Here is a 16,214-nt window from a genome sequence, read left to right on the forward strand (position 1 = left end):
TGAAAACCATTTTTACGTGTGGTGAGCGATGTCAATTGTTTTCAAAATATGGGGGTGTTTAATCACTAACCATCTGGATAGTGTTCAGGTGCAATTACTGGTATAGTACAGGAAGAAAAGAAGGTGCACGAATTGGAAAACTTTGCGTCAGCTTTATTGCAGGCTGGTGAAACGACAATCAATAATTTAATTCTGACTCATTATCGAGAATTAAATATGACTAACGAGGAACTGATTGTGTTTTTACAATATAAACGTTCTTTGGATCGTGGTATTGATTTTCCTGATGCAGAGGCCGTTGCAAACGTGATGGGTACCACTACTGCGGACGTTTATACGCAGCTGGATAATTTGCTCAAAAAAGATTTGTTGTTGATTGAATCTAAAGCTGATGAGACCGGAAAATTGCGTGATCGTTACGACTTTTCACCGCTATACCAAAAGCTGGCTGCTTTGCCAGACACACTCAGCGGTGTGCATACAACCACTGCTGCTGTATCTGCGCCGGATTCAAAGTCGGCAAGGGAAGATGTGTTTAACAAAATTGAGGTTGAGTTTGGTCGGCCACTCAGTCCAACAGAGCTTCAAACAATCGCACGTTGGTTTGACGAGGATCATTTCAAACCCGAATTAATTCTAATTGCCTTACGTGAAGCAGTGTTAAACCAAGCTTATAGCTTGCGTTATATTGATCGAATTCTCCTCAGTTGGCGCCAGAAAAACCTAACTTCTGCGGGACAAGTGGAAAAAGAATTGTCACAAAGACGCACAAAACAGGCCACGCCGCCAACACAGTCGACACCAAAGGGGCCAAGCATTCCTTTATTTAAGGTTTCTGAGCCACCGGCACAATCATAGCAAATCAAAAGGGCACCTCTCTTAGTTTCTTACTAAGAAAGGTGCCCTTTTAAAATTGTGTTAAATGCAGTGGTAAAAAAATATTAGTGACTGCTGTTTTGGTTATTGTTGTTTTCACTATTCGATGAGCTATTGCTCTCGGAACTGCTACTCGACGAACTTGAGCTAGTGTCGTTCGAAGAACTATTGTCATTATTGCCGCCTTGAGTAGCGTTGCTTTCAGACTCGCGGCTGGAAGCGGCATTATCGGATGTGCTTGAACTCGAATTGTTGTCGCGTGAGAAAGAAGAGAAGGAAACCATCGAGGATGAAGAACCAGTGGAGCTACTTTGATCCTTTTCGTTCAGATATTGTTTCCAGTCTGATCCGACTACGGCAAGTTCATCAACGCCGTTATGACGAACAACTTGAACACTGCTTGGACGAATCCAATTATCATTGGCTTGTGTTTGTGCCATGTACATTTGGAGGTTCTTGTAAATGGACTCTGCGATTGATAACTGTGCTGTTGTCATGTAATGATTTGGTTCATTTGGCTGATCATAACCCGTCCAAACTGAGATGGAGCTGTGCTGTGTATAACCAGAATACCAAGCATCCATAACAGCGCCGTCTGGAATACCCGTCACACTGCTTGGATAGCCTGACTGACCAGTTTTACCGGCTTGATATAAACCAGGAATTTGCGCGCCAGGGGCCCAAGTAGCTGTTGGCACGCCTTTAAGCATATCCGTCAACATGTAAGCTGTTGCTGAAGTCATCGATCGGTGCGAGGCTACGTCGAACTTGTGGGTAACACCGTCAGCAGTAATGACCTTATTGACCAGATGAGGGGCTCGGTATGTTCCACCGTTGGCAATGGCCCCAAAGGCTGCTGATTCTTGTTCACTGGAAACATATGCTCCGATCCCATTTGAATATTGTAAGGCTGATTTAAACTTCATGCCGTTTTGAGTCATAAATTCAGTTGCGCGGTTCAAGCCGACTGCTTCCAATGTTCGAATAGCAGGAATGTTACGTGATTCAACCAACGCCTTACGCATTGTTAAGGAACCTTGATACTTTTGATCCCAGTCGTTTAGTTGAATGTTAGTGCCTGGATAATTGTACTTAGTGTCTTGAACAGTTTTAAACGTTGGCCATTGTTTGTACTCGATGGCCGGACCATAATCCATAAATGGTTTGATGGTTGAACCGGAGGACCGATCCGTTTGTGTGGCTCGGTTTAATCCAAAGGCAACGTTTTGTTTTCGGCTACCAATCATGGCTGTGACAGCTCCAGTTTGAGGATCTGTCATCGTGACACCAACTTGAAGCAGGTCACTAGGAAAGTCCACATACTGATCAGTGTTAACGATGTCATATAATCGTTTCTGAGCGTTCATATTAAGGTTGGTGTAAACCTTAATGCCTTCTTTGTAAGGGTTGTACCCTTTATTTTCAATTTCTTTGATAACTTGTTGAAGATAGGCATCGAAAACTTTATCGTTTGAATCTGTGCCATTAACAGTATGGTTAACGGACAATCCTGAAGAAATCGGGGTGTTGAGACCATCCGTTAGCTGTTGTTTGCTGATAACTTTGTTTTCATACATTGCGCGTAACACAGTATCGCGTCGTTGCTTAGCATAACTGGGATGGGCCACTGGATCATAGTAGGTTGGTGACTGAGGCATTCCGGCAAGAACAGCTAATTCAGTATAGTTAAGCTTCTTTAATGGCTGGTTGTAATAATATTTGGCCGCAGTAGCCATGCCATAAACACCATTACCCATGTAAACCTTGTTAATGTAGTACTCTAAGATTTGGTCTTTGGAATAATGTTTTTCCACGTAATAAGCAAGTGCTGCTTCTTGTGATTTACGTTTTAACGTGCGATCAGAAGCAGCTGTTGAAAAGACGGACAGTTTAACCAGTTGTTGCGTCAACGTTGATCCACCTTGTAGTCCCAAAGAGCTTCCATGGATATTGGCCAATGTTGCACTAATGATTCGCATTGGATCAATTCCGAAATGGTGCTTATAGAAGCGACGGTCTTCAATAGAAACAACTGATTGCTTCAATATTGTTGGGATATCTTGTGAGTGCACGTACGTCCGGTTTTGTGCACCTAAGTTTGAAATGACGTTATCGTTGTCATCTAAAATTTCGGTGGAATTTTGACTGGTTAACTGCGCAGTCGTAATTTTTGGCGCGCTGGAAGCGTAGTAAGCAAACAATCCGCCACCTGCCAAGAGTCCCAGCAAAATAATGCCAAGTAACCAGTATAAAATAGTGCGCCAAAGTGGTCGTTTTCGTTTGGGACCGGATGTTTGTAGACTGCCATCGTCGCCATGATACCGGGCGATTCGTGACTGAGATTGATCATTATTGTCAGACATGTTGCTCTCCTTAAACAGTTACTTCTCTTTTGCAATCAATGAATCGACTGCACTTAGGTATGGAACTAGCGGATTAAGCTGAAAGGGAATTGAATATCCATTTGCTTCAATGTCCGCGCGGGGAATCGATTTTCGACCACCGTTTGCCTGATTGTCCCAAAATTTGAACAAGACAGAGGCTGGTAACAAGAACGTATCCCCTTCATTGGTGAATCGAATGATTGCAAAACCAATCCCACCGGCCTGAACGCAAGCGCGCAGGTGTTCCACTTGATGCTCGTGGAAATTTTTTAGCGGGAAAGAAACTTTATTTTTCGTTTCCTTCGCATCAAAATCGATGTAGTGGCCTTGATACACACCATTATAATCGGTTGTTGACGGATGCCTAAAGTAGGCTTCTTTAATCGTTGCAGCGGACCGTCTTGGGTAATCAACTTTCACAATCTGAACTGGCGTCGGCTTTTTATGAATCACCGCAATGCCATTCGTCAGGTAGTATTGATTACTTTCGTTTAGTTCCGCCTCCAAAGACATCCCACGGTCACCATAATTTGTTCTGGTGCCGGTATGCGAGGGGGCGGACTGCTTTGCTGGTCCATGATAAGCTGCTCCGTTTGGATAACGGATGTTCACAACAGACCACACTCCTTAGTTGTGTGCAACAGCCCGCAAAAGCACAGGTAGTGATTGAATTTTAGTTTTTAAATATCTAAAATTCCCTATCACTACCAGACTTGCAGGCATTTTCGCCACACTTTCTTACATTGCTCCCATTATATCAGATTTGCCGAACAGTCTCCGAGACTGTAATGATGTTAACAAACCCGTAACTTATGTTTAATGTGTTTGTGATGAAAAAGTGCAATTTTTGACGAAAATGGACTGATTTATATAGGAATTTGCGTCACAGACTTTGTTTATGGCAAAATGATATTTAAAATTAAGGATAGCTAATGTGAGTTTTATTTATTGATTTTAACTAATCGGGAAGGATATTCACTAGTATGAGTCGGTTATGGGTTACTGGTTATCGTAGTTATGAACTGGGCGTATTTGGCAGTAAAGATCCTAAACTCACAGTAATAAAATATGCCCTCCGGCAAACATTGACGAACCAAATTGAAAATGGCGTTGACTGGATCATCACGGGTGGTCAGCTGGGTGTTGAACAGTGGACGATCGAGGTTGCCAACGACCTCAAGGCTGATTACCCGCAACTCAAGGTGGCCATGATGTTACCGTTTGCTGAATTTGGACAGAATTGGAATGAGAACAATCAGGCCCAGCTTGCAACGCTGCGTGAACGGGTTGATTTTTCGGATTCAGTTTCAAAGCAATCCTATCAATCGCCCCAACAATTAAAAAATTATCAAGCCTTTATGCTTTCACATACAGATGCGGCACTTTTAGTATATGATATAGAACACGAGGGTAAACCAACGTACGATTACTTAGCCATCAAGGCTTTTAACAACCAGCATCCTTATGAAATGACCCTCATAGATTTCGACTGGTTGCAAGAGAGTGCCGATGAATATCAAGAAAATCATCGACAGTCATTTTAATTTTCGTCAACATGCGATACAATACTTAAAGTCGTGTTTCGACAGATAGATGATGAGGTGTAATGTTCATGCAAGAGATCAACTTTACGACGCAGGATATTCTGCAAAAGGAATTTAAGGAAAAACGAATGGGAACCGCCTACGATCCAACGGACGTTGACAGTTTCTTGGACCTTGTAATCAAAGATTACGAAATGTTCAATCGTGAAATTTCTCAACTTCGCGCCGAAAACGAACAGTTGTCCGGGAAGGTTGATGATTTAACTCGTCAAGTTAACGCTCGTCAATCTGTTCAAAGCAACGTTGAAACGTCCACTAGTCAGGCTAATAATAGCGTAACTAACATGGATATTTTAAAACGGCTTAGCAATTTGGAACGCCATGTATTTGGTTCTCAGCTGGATAATGGTGCCAACAACCAGAAGGGCCAAGACACTTTTAGCACCGGTTCTCAGTCTGGTTGGAACGACTAATTTTATTTGTTAACCAAATATTGCAAATTTCGGGTAATTGGGCATAACTTATGTTGTGTCAGGAAAGTCCATGCTCGCACAGGCTGTGATGCCTGTAGTGTTCGTGCTCAGTGAAAAAATAAGCTGGGGTGCCTTCTTTTGAAGGTAACGGCGGGAAAACGTTGCTAAGGCTTCGGCTATGCGCTAGTATCCCTGAAAAGTGCCACAGTGACGAAACCAGTATGGAAACATGCTGGGTGGAACGCGGTAAACCCCTCGAGCGGGAAACCCAAACTACGGTAGGGGAGCTTCACATAGGTAACTGAACTGATTGTGGGGGAAGGTCTTTGACCTTGAGATAGATGATTACCACGGAGTAGATTGCGCCTGAGATCTACGAAGTACAAAACATGGCTTACAGAAATTTGCAACAGGCAGTCCTTCTCACGTGTGAGAAGGACTTTTTTGTACTTTGCATTAGAAAATCAACGACCTTGTACTGATTACCTAATTAGGTAGCACCTTGCTAATGCAAATGGTAAGATGGTTATCGAATTGGTGAGCATAAGTAATTGCAAAGTAGCAACTGACTCAATTACAGTCACTCACAAAATAGTAAGGAGTAAAGATGCAAACATTTCAATTAATTGCGACTTGTGCCGCAGGTATTGAGGCCTTGGTTGGTCGCGAACTGAGAGATTTAGGGTATGAAACCCAGGTTGAAAATGGCCGTGTCCGCTTTAACGGCACTGTTAAAGATATATTACGGACCAATCTATGGTTACGGACCGCTGATCGTATCAAAATTGTGGTGAAGGAATTTCCTGCGCTAACATTTACCGAACTGTTTGACCAGACTGAGGCTGTGGCCTGGGATGAGCTTTTGCCAATGGACGCTAATTTTCCAGTGGAAGGGCGTTCACATAATTCACAGCTGCATAGTGTTCCCGATGCTCAGGCAATTGTAAAAAAAGCCATCGTTACTCAGTTAAGTGACGTTTACCACCGGCGAACCCGATTACCAGAAACGGGCGCTAAATTTCCACTGGAAGTGGCTATCAATAAAGATCAAGTAATGTTGACGTTGGATACAACCGGAGATTCATTGTTCAAACGTGGTTACCGAGTAGCTAAAGGGGACGCGCCACTGAAAGAAAATATGGCAGCTGCATTAATTTTATTAACGCATTGGACCCCCGCTGACATGCCATTTCTTGATCCTGTTTGTGGGTCAGGAACTTTACCAATTGAAGCAGCACTTATTGCACGTAACATTGCTCCTGGATACAACCGCCACTTTATTTGTGAAAGCTGGCCATGGGTTTCTTCTAAAGTGGCAGACACCGTGCGGGACGAAGCAGATGCCGCAGCCGATTATGATAGCGAATTTGACATTGCTGGTAGTGATAACGATCCTGAAATGGTTGCCATTGCCAAAAAGAATGCTCAAGCAGCTGGTTTGAGCCAAGATGTCCATTTTAGTGTGGCAGATGTAACGGCATTAACGACCGACAAAATTAACGGCGTTATTGTTGCCAACCCACCATATGGGGAACGTTTGAGCGATCAAACAGCCGTCCGTGCCTTATATAAGGGAATGGGAAAAGCATTCAAACCGCTGACAACGTGGAGTAAATACATTTTGACCAGTGATTTAGATTTCGAGGCCGCGTACGGTCAGCGAGCGACTAAGAAACGTAAACTTTATAATGGGGCTTTACGGACAGATTTGTACCAATACTGGGGCAAACCAATTTGGCATCATGATAATAAGTAGAAGTCTATATGAATAGACATGGGAGCCGAATATCAAAAAACCGATTGGAAAATAATTCCAGTCGGTTTTTTCGAATATTTTGCGTTTATTTCAGTTAGTCAACCCCCAGCTTAATCAAGATCGAATAATCATTAAAATGGTTGTGAGAATAATAAGCAAAACCGATACAACTAAATCGACAAGATTCAGCGGGTTTCTGTCGGCAGTGTCCTCAAATGTCATGAAATGAGCGTTTAAAGATACCATTCCAGCAATGGCTAGCAGCCCTAATCCAGTTTCGTTATAAACAAAAATTGAGGTTACAAGCAACACTGATTTGGTGATGAAACTGAGTCTTTTCAGTGGATTAGACGGATAATACTTAGTTGTTTCAAGCTTCGTTGCATTTAACATAACAACACCCCCCAAAAAAACAGCTTAATTAGCTGAGTGGCAACTGAACGTTGTACAAAAAGTTGGTCAAGGTATCGTGATTGAAGGTCTACAATCAACACGTCATTCATGTGCTTGTTATTAATCTATACTCGAAAACTTATAATTTCAAGCAATCGTAATTAACACGCGCAAGCAGGGTTAAGTATTAACCAATGCCAGTCAAAAGGCGGAACTAAATTGCATGCGGTCGTTTGTGATTAAACGAATAACAGACACTGGACGAAATATTGAAATCCGTTAAATATTGTCGTCAATCAGCTATGATAAATTCTCGATATGCTACGCTTAATGCGCTTGATGTAGTGCTTGTAATGCAAGTCTGTGAGCACCCATGTTCTGACGGTCGGGAATCCACTGTGTGATGACTAATGAAAACGAATCTTGGAGGGCCAGTAACTTTTGCGTTAGGTCTGGATAATGTTTCATAACGCCTTTACCGACAGCATCTGCTACCAAACGACTATCCGTAAAAAACATCACCGTTTCTTCCGGCTCACTCAATTTTTGAGCCTCCTTAAAGCCAAGGATAGCAGCCTGAAATTCAGCGGCATGATTATCAAGAGCACTGATTGTTTGTTTGAAGGGATACTGGTGACCATTCTGAACGAGAAGAATGCCCGCACCGCTGGGAATTTGAGTTATTTTTGGATGAGTTGCGACGCTCGCCGCATCTGTATAAAGTTTGATCATCATCTTAGTCCTTAAATTTGGTAAAATAGAAGTGTTTGAAAGAAAGGGGTTTCGTACGTCGATGCACACACAACGTTTTTTTTATCGGCCAAGCGGTTTAACTGCAGTTATCATTTGGTCATGGGTCGCCATCTTCTTTTGCGGTGGCGTGATTTTTCAGTATGAAATGGCGCGGTTTAACTGGCCGGCGATTATTATCGCTTGTTTATTTGTTTTATTGCTTGCTTGGGAACTTTTAGGCCGTCAACTGGTTTTTACCGGGCAAAACCTAATTGTTCGTCGGATGCTGGCGCCCAGAGCACTAACTGTCAATGTTCATCAATTGGAACAATTGTCACTTAGTGGTCGCACCATGAGTTTTTCTTTGGGTGGCAAACATTATCGATTCCGCGTAACCAAACACGCATTGGCTAAGATTAAAACCATTGTTAGTGCTGACTAGACCAACCCCAATAAGTTTATTATAGCAGACGCCCTAAACGGTCTGAGGAGAGGAAGTTGTTCATGACACAACCAAAAGATATTGAGATTGCACAACAAACTAAATTGCGTAAAATTAGTGAAATTGCCGAGACGGCAGGTTTAACAGAGGATGAAATTGAACCATATGGCCGTTACAAAGGCAAAATTGATTTGCCGTTAACTGGCAAACGTCAATCTGGCAAGTTGGTGTTGGTTACATCAATTAATCCAACACCGGCTGGTGAGGGTAAGACGACAGTTACGATTGGTCTTGGCGATGGTTTACGCAAGATTGGTAAGCGGGCCGTTTTGGCTTTACGCGAACCTTCCTTAGGCCCCGTGATGGGAATGAAAGGCGGTGCCACTGGTGGTGGTTATGCACAAGTTGCACCAATGGAAGACATTAATTTGCATTTTAACGGCGATTTTCATGCCTTAACAACTGCCAATAACACATTGGCCGCGTTAATTGACAATCACATTCAACAAGGCAACGAGCTGCATATTGACCCACGACGGATCAGTTTTCACCGTGTCTTGGACATTAACGATCGTGCGCTTAGAAATACGGTTATCGGCATGGGCGGTCCAACCTCTGGTATGCCTCGGGAAGATCATTTTGATATTACTGTTGCCAGTGAGTTAATGGCCATTTTATGCTTGGCAACTGATCTGCACGACTTAAAAACACGAATCAACCGCATCGTTGTCGCTGAAAATTACGATCGGCAACCAGTTACCGTCGCTGACCTACAGGTTGGCGGTGCCATTGCCTTGCTCCTCAAGGAAGCAATCAAGCCAAATCTTGTTCAAACTTTGGAAGGCACACCAGCCATCATCCACGGTGGTCCATTTGCAAATATTGCTCATGGTTGTAACAGTGTGTTGGCAACCCGAACAGCCCTACAATTAGGTGAATATGCCGTTACAGAGGCTGGCTTTGGGGCTGATTTGGGTGCCGAAAAGTTTCTTGATATCAAAGTACCGGTCCTAGGTAAAACACCGGACGCAGTTGTTTTGGTGGCCACTGTTCGTGCACTCAAGTTGCATGGTGGCCAAGCACTTGCTGATTTGACAACACCAAATCTTGATGCATTGCAAAAAGGGCTTGCCAACCTTGGTAAACACATTGAAAGTATGCAACGTTATCAAGTGCCGGTTGTTGTTGCTATTAATGCATTTACATCAGACACTTCAGAAGAAATTAAGTTGATCCAGGATTACTGTCAACAGTTCAATGTAGAGGCTCTGGAAGCTGATGAATGGGCACATGGCGGTGATGGGACAACTGAGTTAGCTCACGCCGTTGTTCGTGCCGCTCAACAACCGACCGACTTCAAGCCATTATACGATGCTGACGATGATATTGTGACTAAAGCAACTAAAATTGTGACGACCATTTATGGCGGTCGTGGTGTTGTCTTAGAGCCGCATGCCAAGGTACAATTACGGCGTTACGCAAAGCGTGGCTGGGATAAGCTACCTGTTTGCATGGCAAAAACGCAGTATTCACTAACAGATCGGCCAAAGCAGCTCGGTGCCCCGAAGGACTTTGACATTCATATTCGAGCATTTGAACCTCGTTTAGGCGCCGGGTTCATGGTGGCCTTAACTGGTTCCATTTTAACGATGCCTGGTCTGCCGAAACATCCTGCCGCTTTAGACATGGCAATTACAGATGACGGCAAGATTTCAGGGATTTTCTAATAATCAGCTTGATGAAAAGGAGTTGTGGCCACGAGCCACGTTACGCCAATGATATATTACTGGATTTTTATTGCTGTGCTGGTGGGTGCTGATCAAGGTATCAAGTATTATATTGCGAATAATCTAGCCTTAGGTAGTACGCATACGTTCATCCCCGGACTGTTATCATTAACGAGCCTTAGAAATAATGGTGCCGCATGGTCGATTTTGACGGGCCGCATTGACATCTTTATTGTGATTACAATTGTGGCGGTTATCGTCTTGGCTTATGCGATGTGGCGGTTACGCGCCCAGCGGTTATACATGTGGGGCATCAGTTTTATGATGGCTGGAACACTCGGAAACTTTATTGATCGTATTCGTTTGGGCTATGTCGTCGACATGTTTCAACTGGACTTCATGAAGAGCTTCCCAATCAGTAATTTTGCTGACTGGTGTCTCACGGTTGGCGTGATTTTGTTGATTGTTGCGGTGATTTTTGACCGTGATGACAATCCAACAGGACACAGTCAAGCAAGTTCTAAACAGAAGGCTAAGACCCCTAAAAAAGATAATCGACCAATTAAACACAGTGGTCCCCGACACGCAGCAAAATAATTAAGGATTAATTGACACAACTATGAATAGAAACGAAACAACCAGTACATCAGCGACTGATGTGCAACCTGATGCGAAAGCGCATCGCCAAGAATATGACAGCATGGCAGCTCAAGTTACCACACCAGCCACGCAAACCTTTATCATCACGACACAAATCGGTCGTTTGGACAAGGTTTTAAGTCAGTTAGCCGGCATCACACGCTCACAGGCGCAAAGTGCCATTATTGATCACCGGGTTACCGTTAATGGTCAAGACGTTAAAAAACGAGATGAACTGGCCGCTGGTGACAAGGTGACGTTTGTGCCCAAAACGCCGACGCCCATTGCCTTGGGCCCTGAAGATATTCCATTAGATATTGTGTATGAAGATGACGATGTTATTGTCGTTAATAAACCGCAAGGAATGGTGGTTCATCCTGCACCCGGGCACCCGGACCATACATTGGTCAACGCGTTGTTAGCGCATAGTCCGTTGTCAACGATCAATGGGAGTTTGCGTCCAGGGATTGTCCACCGAATTGACAAGGATACGTCTGGATTATTAATGGTTGCCAAGAATGATTTGGCCCATCAGAGTCTGTCTGCACAGCTCAAAGCTAAAACAAATGAGCGCCAGTACATTGCGCTCGTTCATGGTGTCATTAGCGAAGATGATGGTACCGTTGATGCACCAATTGGCCGTTCTCCAAAGGACCGCAAAAAAATGGCGATCGTTAAAGATGGCCGGCCTGCAGTGACGCACTTTCATGTAATCAAACGATATCAACAGTACACGCTGATTAGCTGTCGACTAGAAACGGGACGGACGCATCAGATTCGTGTCCACATGGCCTATATTGGGCATCCACTGGCTGGTGATCCGTTATACGGGCCTAAAAAGACACTGCCAGGTAATGGTCAGTACTTAACGGCACAAACTTTGGGGTTCGTTCATCCCCGTACTGGTAAAACAATGCGGTTTGAAATTCCGTTACCAGCGTGGTTTAACAAGATGTTGAAACAGCTGGATGAACAAGAAAATAAATAAAAGGGGTAACTCAAAATGGCAAAAGAAGTTGTCGATGCAATGGCGATGCAACGGGCTTTGACTCGAATCACCTACGAGATTATTGAACGTAATCGTGGGATTGGAAATTTAGTTTTGATCGGTGTTAAAACACGCGGGGTCTATTTAGCTGACAGAATCGCATCACGTTTACATCAGCTGGAGGATACAGTTGTTCCTGTTGGCCAATTGGATGTTAGTGGGTATCGTGACGACATTGCGAATTCAGAACCAACAACTAAGGCTGCTATCAGTAATCTCAGTACATCTGTAACGGATAAAAAGGTGGTATTGGTCGATGATGTTTTGTTTACTGGTCGGACCATTCGTGCTGCCATGGATGCCATTATGGATTTAGGCCGGCCCAATAGTATTAACCTAGCGGTGTTGGTTGATCGTGGTCACCGCGAGTTGCCAATTCGTGCTGACTTTGTTGGTAAGAATATTCCAACGGCCCAAAACGAACGAATCCAAGTCTCAGTGAACGAAGTTGATGGTAAGGATAGCGTTGAAATCATTACCGGCAAAGATTAACAGACAAGGTACCAGATAGAAAGGAACGTGCAGATGACAGAACGCTATTTAATTCTTTCAGATGGCACGGCCTATAAAGGTCAAGCGTTTGGATCGCCGGCAACCACAAGCGGCACCATCGTTTTTAATACGAGTGTCACCGGGTATCAAGAAATTATTACTGATCCGATTTACCACAATCAAATAATTGTCTTTACCACACCAACCATTGGCGCCGTGGGCGTTAATCATGAAAGTTATGAATCAATTCTGCCGACTGCTAAAGGGGTCGTGGTGCGTGAAGTGGCAGAAGTGTCCACCAATCGACAACGATCTTTAAGTTTGGATCAATTTCTACGTGTCCACAACATTCCCGGTATCTCCGGAATTGACACACGGCAATTAGTCCGTAAGTTGAGAACCCATAATGGTCTTAACGCCAGTATTGTGGATGTTGCCGATGAGCATGCGTTTGACCAACTTAACGCCATTGTGCTGACAAATCAGCAAGTTTCACAGGTGGCCACACCACGTCCATATGCTAACCCAGGTATGGGTCATAATATTGTGGTCATGGATTTTGGTCTAAAAAGCGGTATTTTACGGGAACTGGCGGTTCGTGACGCAAATGTGACTGTGGTGCCATACACGACGACCGCTGATGATATTCTTAACCTCGATCCAGATGGCATTATTTTGTCTAGTGGACCAGGGGATCCGCGTGATCTTGGTAAGGACATCTTGACGACCATTAAAACGCTAGAAACGCGCGTGCCGTTATTAGGTATCGGGTTAGGTCACGAACTATTTGCGCTGGCTAATGGCGCAACGATTCAACGCCTGCCAGTTGCTCATCAGGGAATGAATCATCCCATCCGTGAAATCATTACTAATCAGATTATGTATGCAGCGCAGGCCGAAGAATACGGTGTTGACCGTGATAGTATCAACCGTGATCAACTTTTGATTACGCATATTGACTTGATTGATGGTTCAATCCAAGGGTTACGTCACCGTGATTATCCAGCATTTTCGGTGCAATTCTTTCCGGATGCTGCGCCGGGTCCGTGGGAAGCAACCCAAGTGTTTGACGACTTCATCGAGCTCACAGGAATTAGAGGTGAACAGCATTAATGGCAGAAGAAACAAGTCAGGGTGCACAAACGACTGCTCAGCTTGCGGCATTTAATCAAGCCGAGCACTCAGCAGAAAAAACGGCGTCTGTTCACCAGCGCCTGTTAGTGATTGGTGACGGTCCGAACGATTTTGGTCACGAAACGGAGTTAGATGCTGCGACGTATCAAACGTTGAGTGTCCTTCATAAACACAACTACGATACGGTTTATTTAAACAACAATCCGTTTTCGTTTTCAATGGAAAATGCATGCGGTGCGACAGTGATTATGGGCGATCCATCTGATGCTGCCACGGTGCGCCAGGTAATCGAAAGTGAACATATTACCAGCATCGTGCCAACAGTTGGCGGACTTACTGCCATGAGAACTGTTGAGGAATTGATCGCCCACGATTATTTGGATGACAAGCACATTAATGTTTTGGGGATGCCATTGACGACAGTTCGCTTAATCAATAATCCTGCGTTAATGAATCAGACACTTCGTGATTTAGGCGAACCCGTGATTACGTCGCAGGTAGCTAGTACAACATCCGATGCGTTTGATATTGCTCGTCAGGTCGGATTCCCGGTGATTGTTAAGTCCGTGGCGCCGCGTGGTGAGGGTGATCGTGTACTGGCCGAAAATGCGGACCAATTGGATGTTGCCCTATCAGCCGCTTTTGAGCGCTCACGCACACGTCAAGTGATTGTGGATCAGAGTATTGTCGGTCTGAAAGAGGTTTCCTTCGAGGTCCTCCGAGATGCACGTGGGACTGAGCTCTTACTGGGTGCCATGGAAGACATGGATCCAGTTGGCATTCACGCGGCGGATTCCATTGAAGTGACCCCAATTCAAACCTTAACGGATCGTGAGTATCAAAAGTTGCGTCAAGCAGCATTTCGCGTTGCCCGTCGGTTACATATCGTCGGTGTGATGCACGTTCAGTTTGCGCTGGATCCGGTGTTGGATAATTACTTTATTATGAAAGTAAATCCTTACTACGATCGCGTTTCGGCCATGTTGTCGCGTGCTAGTGGCTATCCGATTGCACTGGTGGCTGCTAATGTCATGACGGGCATCTCTTTGCCTGAGGTTCGGTTGTCGAGTCGTTTTGCGAAACGGACGGCGTTAATTGAACCGGTACTAGATCACGTTGTTGTCCGCTTTCCGATCTTTGCTTTTGATGAAGCGGAACGACGTGGGGTGAAAGTGGACCGTCAGCTCACAACTGTACAGAAATCGGTAGGTGCCACGCTTGGCATTGGTCGTTCACTGGAAGAAGCCATGTTAAAGGCGATGCGGGCGGCTCACTATCACAATCGCGATTTCGCTTTTGATGCATTATCAAAATTATCAGACAACGATCTGATTCAGCAATTAATTCACCCCCATGATAACCGTATGATGCTGTTGCTAGAAGCAATTCGCCGCGGTTATCAATCAGATGAATTAGCCGAACTGACGCAGATCGATGAGTTTTATTTTCACAAATTACGCAACATTTATAATCTGGAAGTTGATATTGCAGCCCACGCAGGCTCTGAAGAATGGTTGCAACGGGCAAAGTATTATGGCTTTAGTGATGGGCTTATTGCTCAGCTATGGCAGACAAATGCAGATGCCGTTATGAACCAAGCACATACCGCAGGCATCATTCCAACCTATAAAACCGTTGAACCGACTGCCGGTGAGTTTTCAGAAGTAGTGCCAACATTTTATTCAACGTACGAACTGGAAAATGAAAGTCGACCATTGGCTGATAATACAGCGCTGGTGGTCACAACTGGTGCTTTTCGGCTCGGTGACGGAGCTGCTGGAGAATACGTGATGAGCACCGTGATCAGTGAATTGCATCAACAAGGTATCAAAACGGTAGTTGTCAATAATAACCCCAACGCGATTAGCTTAATCCCACAGTTGACCGATAAACAGTACTTGGAGCCTCAGGAAATTTCGGATATTTTAAGCATCATTGACTTGGAACACCCACGTTGGGTGTTTGTGCCTGGCAATCGACTGAAGCTAATCGGTGCATTGCGATTGCGTCACATTAACGTCGTTGTGATTAACAAAGACAAGGCCAGCAAGGCAGCTCAAGATGGCGACCAATTCTTAACCAGGGTTGTTTACCATACTAATAAAATTGGCGTCGCTGACCCAGTTGAAATTGCCCAAACGGCTTATCATGCTCCGACGCATCGACTGGTTGTTGACAACCAAGGCGTGCCAGGGATCGATGCGGAACCTGGTTCCATGCGACAAAGTGGTTTTTATAATACCTTATTCTCTGCATTCAGTGGGCATTCAAGAATGGTCACCACTGCCTTACCATTCCCAGAGTTTGGCTTGTTGAACAAGGGCACAGGCATTAACTGGATTCGCATGCTGGTACGCGCCTTATTAGACAAAACAACGGCCGCTGATCGGCGTGATTTCAGTCAAGGACCATTTATCACTGCCACGCGTGGGGATGTCGAAATGGTCGATATTCCTGTTGATCTTGATACGCGTTGGCGTGCCAATTTACCCTTGGCCGGCGCCCAGTTTAAATTAGGTGCCAAAATTAATGTGAAGTTTCCGTACGAGTTTAAAATCATTAACTAACAATCGC

General features: G+C 44.4%; 14 protein-coding genes, 1 other RNA gene and 1 pseudogene. 12 read left to right on the forward strand and 4 right to left on the reverse strand.

Features of this window, described 5'->3' with window-relative positions; genetic code table 11:
• The first annotated feature begins 123 nt into the window (after positions 1-123).
• Entirely contained in the window at positions 124-858 is a 735-nt protein-coding gene (locus LDK34_RS08690; RefSeq protein WP_161001338.1) for a DnaD domain-containing protein, read from the forward strand.
• An 83-nt stretch (positions 859-941) separates the two neighbouring features.
• Here the strand turns inward: LDK34_RS08690 and LDK34_RS08695 are convergent, their stop codons facing one another.
• On the reverse strand, positions 942-3,239 hold the full coding sequence (locus tag LDK34_RS08695) for a transglycosylase domain-containing protein (protein ID WP_178942559.1): 2,298 nt from the start codon (positions 3,237-3,239) through the stop codon (positions 942-944).
• Positions 3,240-3,257: 18 nt separating this feature from the next.
• The gene (gene recU / locus LDK34_RS08700; RefSeq protein ID WP_178942558.1) at positions 3,258-3,872 is read right to left on the reverse strand and encodes a Holliday junction resolvase RecU; all 615 of its coding nucleotides are present in this window, start codon (positions 3,870-3,872) and stop codon (positions 3,258-3,260) included.
• 371 nt (positions 3,873-4,243) lie between these two features.
• On the opposite strand from recU, the gene LDK34_RS08705 reads away from it, so the two are divergent.
• From LDK34_RS08705 to LDK34_RS08720, 4 genes are all read left to right on the forward strand, one after another.
• On the forward strand, positions 4,244-4,804 hold the full coding sequence (locus LDK34_RS08705; protein ID WP_178942557.1) for an SLOG family protein: 561 nt from the start codon (positions 4,244-4,246) through the stop codon (positions 4,802-4,804).
• A 68-nt stretch (positions 4,805-4,872) separates the two neighbouring features.
• Positions 4,873-5,277 carry a cell division regulator GpsB gene (gene gpsB / locus LDK34_RS08710; protein ID WP_178942556.1) on the forward strand — a complete coding sequence of 135 codons (405 nt, stop codon included), beginning with the start codon at positions 4,873-4,875 and terminating at the stop codon, positions 5,275-5,277.
• 25 nt (positions 5,278-5,302) lie between these two features.
• Positions 5,303-5,679, forward strand: an RNA gene (rnpB, locus tag LDK34_RS08715) — RNase P RNA component class B.
• 205 nt (positions 5,680-5,884) lie between these two features.
• Positions 5,885-7,033: a THUMP domain-containing class I SAM-dependent RNA methyltransferase gene (locus LDK34_RS08720; protein WP_236941724.1), complete on the forward strand. Its 1,149-nt coding sequence runs from the start codon at positions 5,885-5,887 to the stop codon at positions 7,031-7,033.
• Between the two features lie 114 nt (positions 7,034-7,147).
• On the opposite strand, the gene LDK34_RS08725 is transcribed toward LDK34_RS08720, so the two are convergent.
• Both LDK34_RS08725 and LDK34_RS08730 read right to left on the reverse strand, forming a co-directional pair.
• Positions 7,148-7,426, reverse strand: coding sequence for a hypothetical protein (locus LDK34_RS08725; protein ID WP_178942554.1), 279 nt, complete (start codon positions 7,424-7,426; stop codon positions 7,148-7,150).
• A 327-nt stretch (positions 7,427-7,753) separates the two neighbouring features.
• Complete coding sequence (locus LDK34_RS08730) at positions 7,754-8,161, reverse strand: ribonuclease HI family protein (RefSeq protein WP_420871567.1); 408 nt, start codon at positions 8,159-8,161, stop codon at positions 7,754-7,756.
• 58 nt (positions 8,162-8,219) lie between these two features.
• Between LDK34_RS08730 and LDK34_RS08735 the strand changes: the two genes are divergently transcribed.
• The 7 genes and pseudogenes from LDK34_RS08735 (at position 8,220) to LDK34_RS08765 (ending at position 16,207) form a co-directional block, all read left to right on the forward strand.
• Positions 8,220-8,600 carry an EbsA family protein gene (locus LDK34_RS08735; protein ID WP_178942553.1) on the forward strand — a complete coding sequence of 127 codons (381 nt, stop codon included), beginning with the start codon at positions 8,220-8,222 and terminating at the stop codon, positions 8,598-8,600.
• A gap of 62 nt (positions 8,601-8,662) precedes the next feature.
• Complete coding sequence (locus tag LDK34_RS08740; protein ID WP_236941725.1) at positions 8,663-10,327, forward strand: formate--tetrahydrofolate ligase; 1,665 nt, start codon at positions 8,663-8,665, stop codon at positions 10,325-10,327.
• A gap of 48 nt (positions 10,328-10,375) precedes the next feature.
• Positions 10,376-10,822: pseudogene (lspA, locus tag LDK34_RS08745) on the forward strand (signal peptidase II); the annotation flags it as partial.
• A 205-nt stretch (positions 10,823-11,027) separates the two neighbouring features.
• Positions 11,028-11,954 (forward strand): RluA family pseudouridine synthase, encoded by a 927-nt coding sequence (locus LDK34_RS08750; RefSeq protein WP_236941731.1) that lies wholly within the window; start codon positions 11,028-11,030, stop codon positions 11,952-11,954.
• Between the two features lie 15 nt (positions 11,955-11,969).
• Positions 11,970-12,506, forward strand: coding sequence for a bifunctional pyr operon transcriptional regulator/uracil phosphoribosyltransferase PyrR (gene pyrR, locus LDK34_RS08755; protein WP_178942551.1), 537 nt, complete (start codon positions 11,970-11,972; stop codon positions 12,504-12,506).
• A 33-nt stretch (positions 12,507-12,539) separates the two neighbouring features.
• The gene (locus LDK34_RS08760; RefSeq protein ID WP_017261839.1) at positions 12,540-13,619 is read left to right on the forward strand and encodes a carbamoyl phosphate synthase small subunit; all 1,080 of its coding nucleotides are present in this window, start codon (positions 12,540-12,542) and stop codon (positions 13,617-13,619) included.
• Positions 13,619-16,207 carry an ATP-binding protein gene (locus LDK34_RS08765; protein ID WP_178942550.1) on the forward strand — a complete coding sequence of 863 codons (2,589 nt, stop codon included), beginning with the start codon at positions 13,619-13,621 and terminating at the stop codon, positions 16,205-16,207. The genes LDK34_RS08760 and LDK34_RS08765 overlap by 1 nt, the downstream gene beginning before the upstream one ends.
• Positions 16,208-16,214: the final 7 nt, after the last annotated feature.

Source organism: Furfurilactobacillus milii, from assembly GCF_021654115.1.
Lineage (GTDB): Bacteria > Bacillota > Bacilli > Lactobacillales > Lactobacillaceae > Furfurilactobacillus > Furfurilactobacillus milii.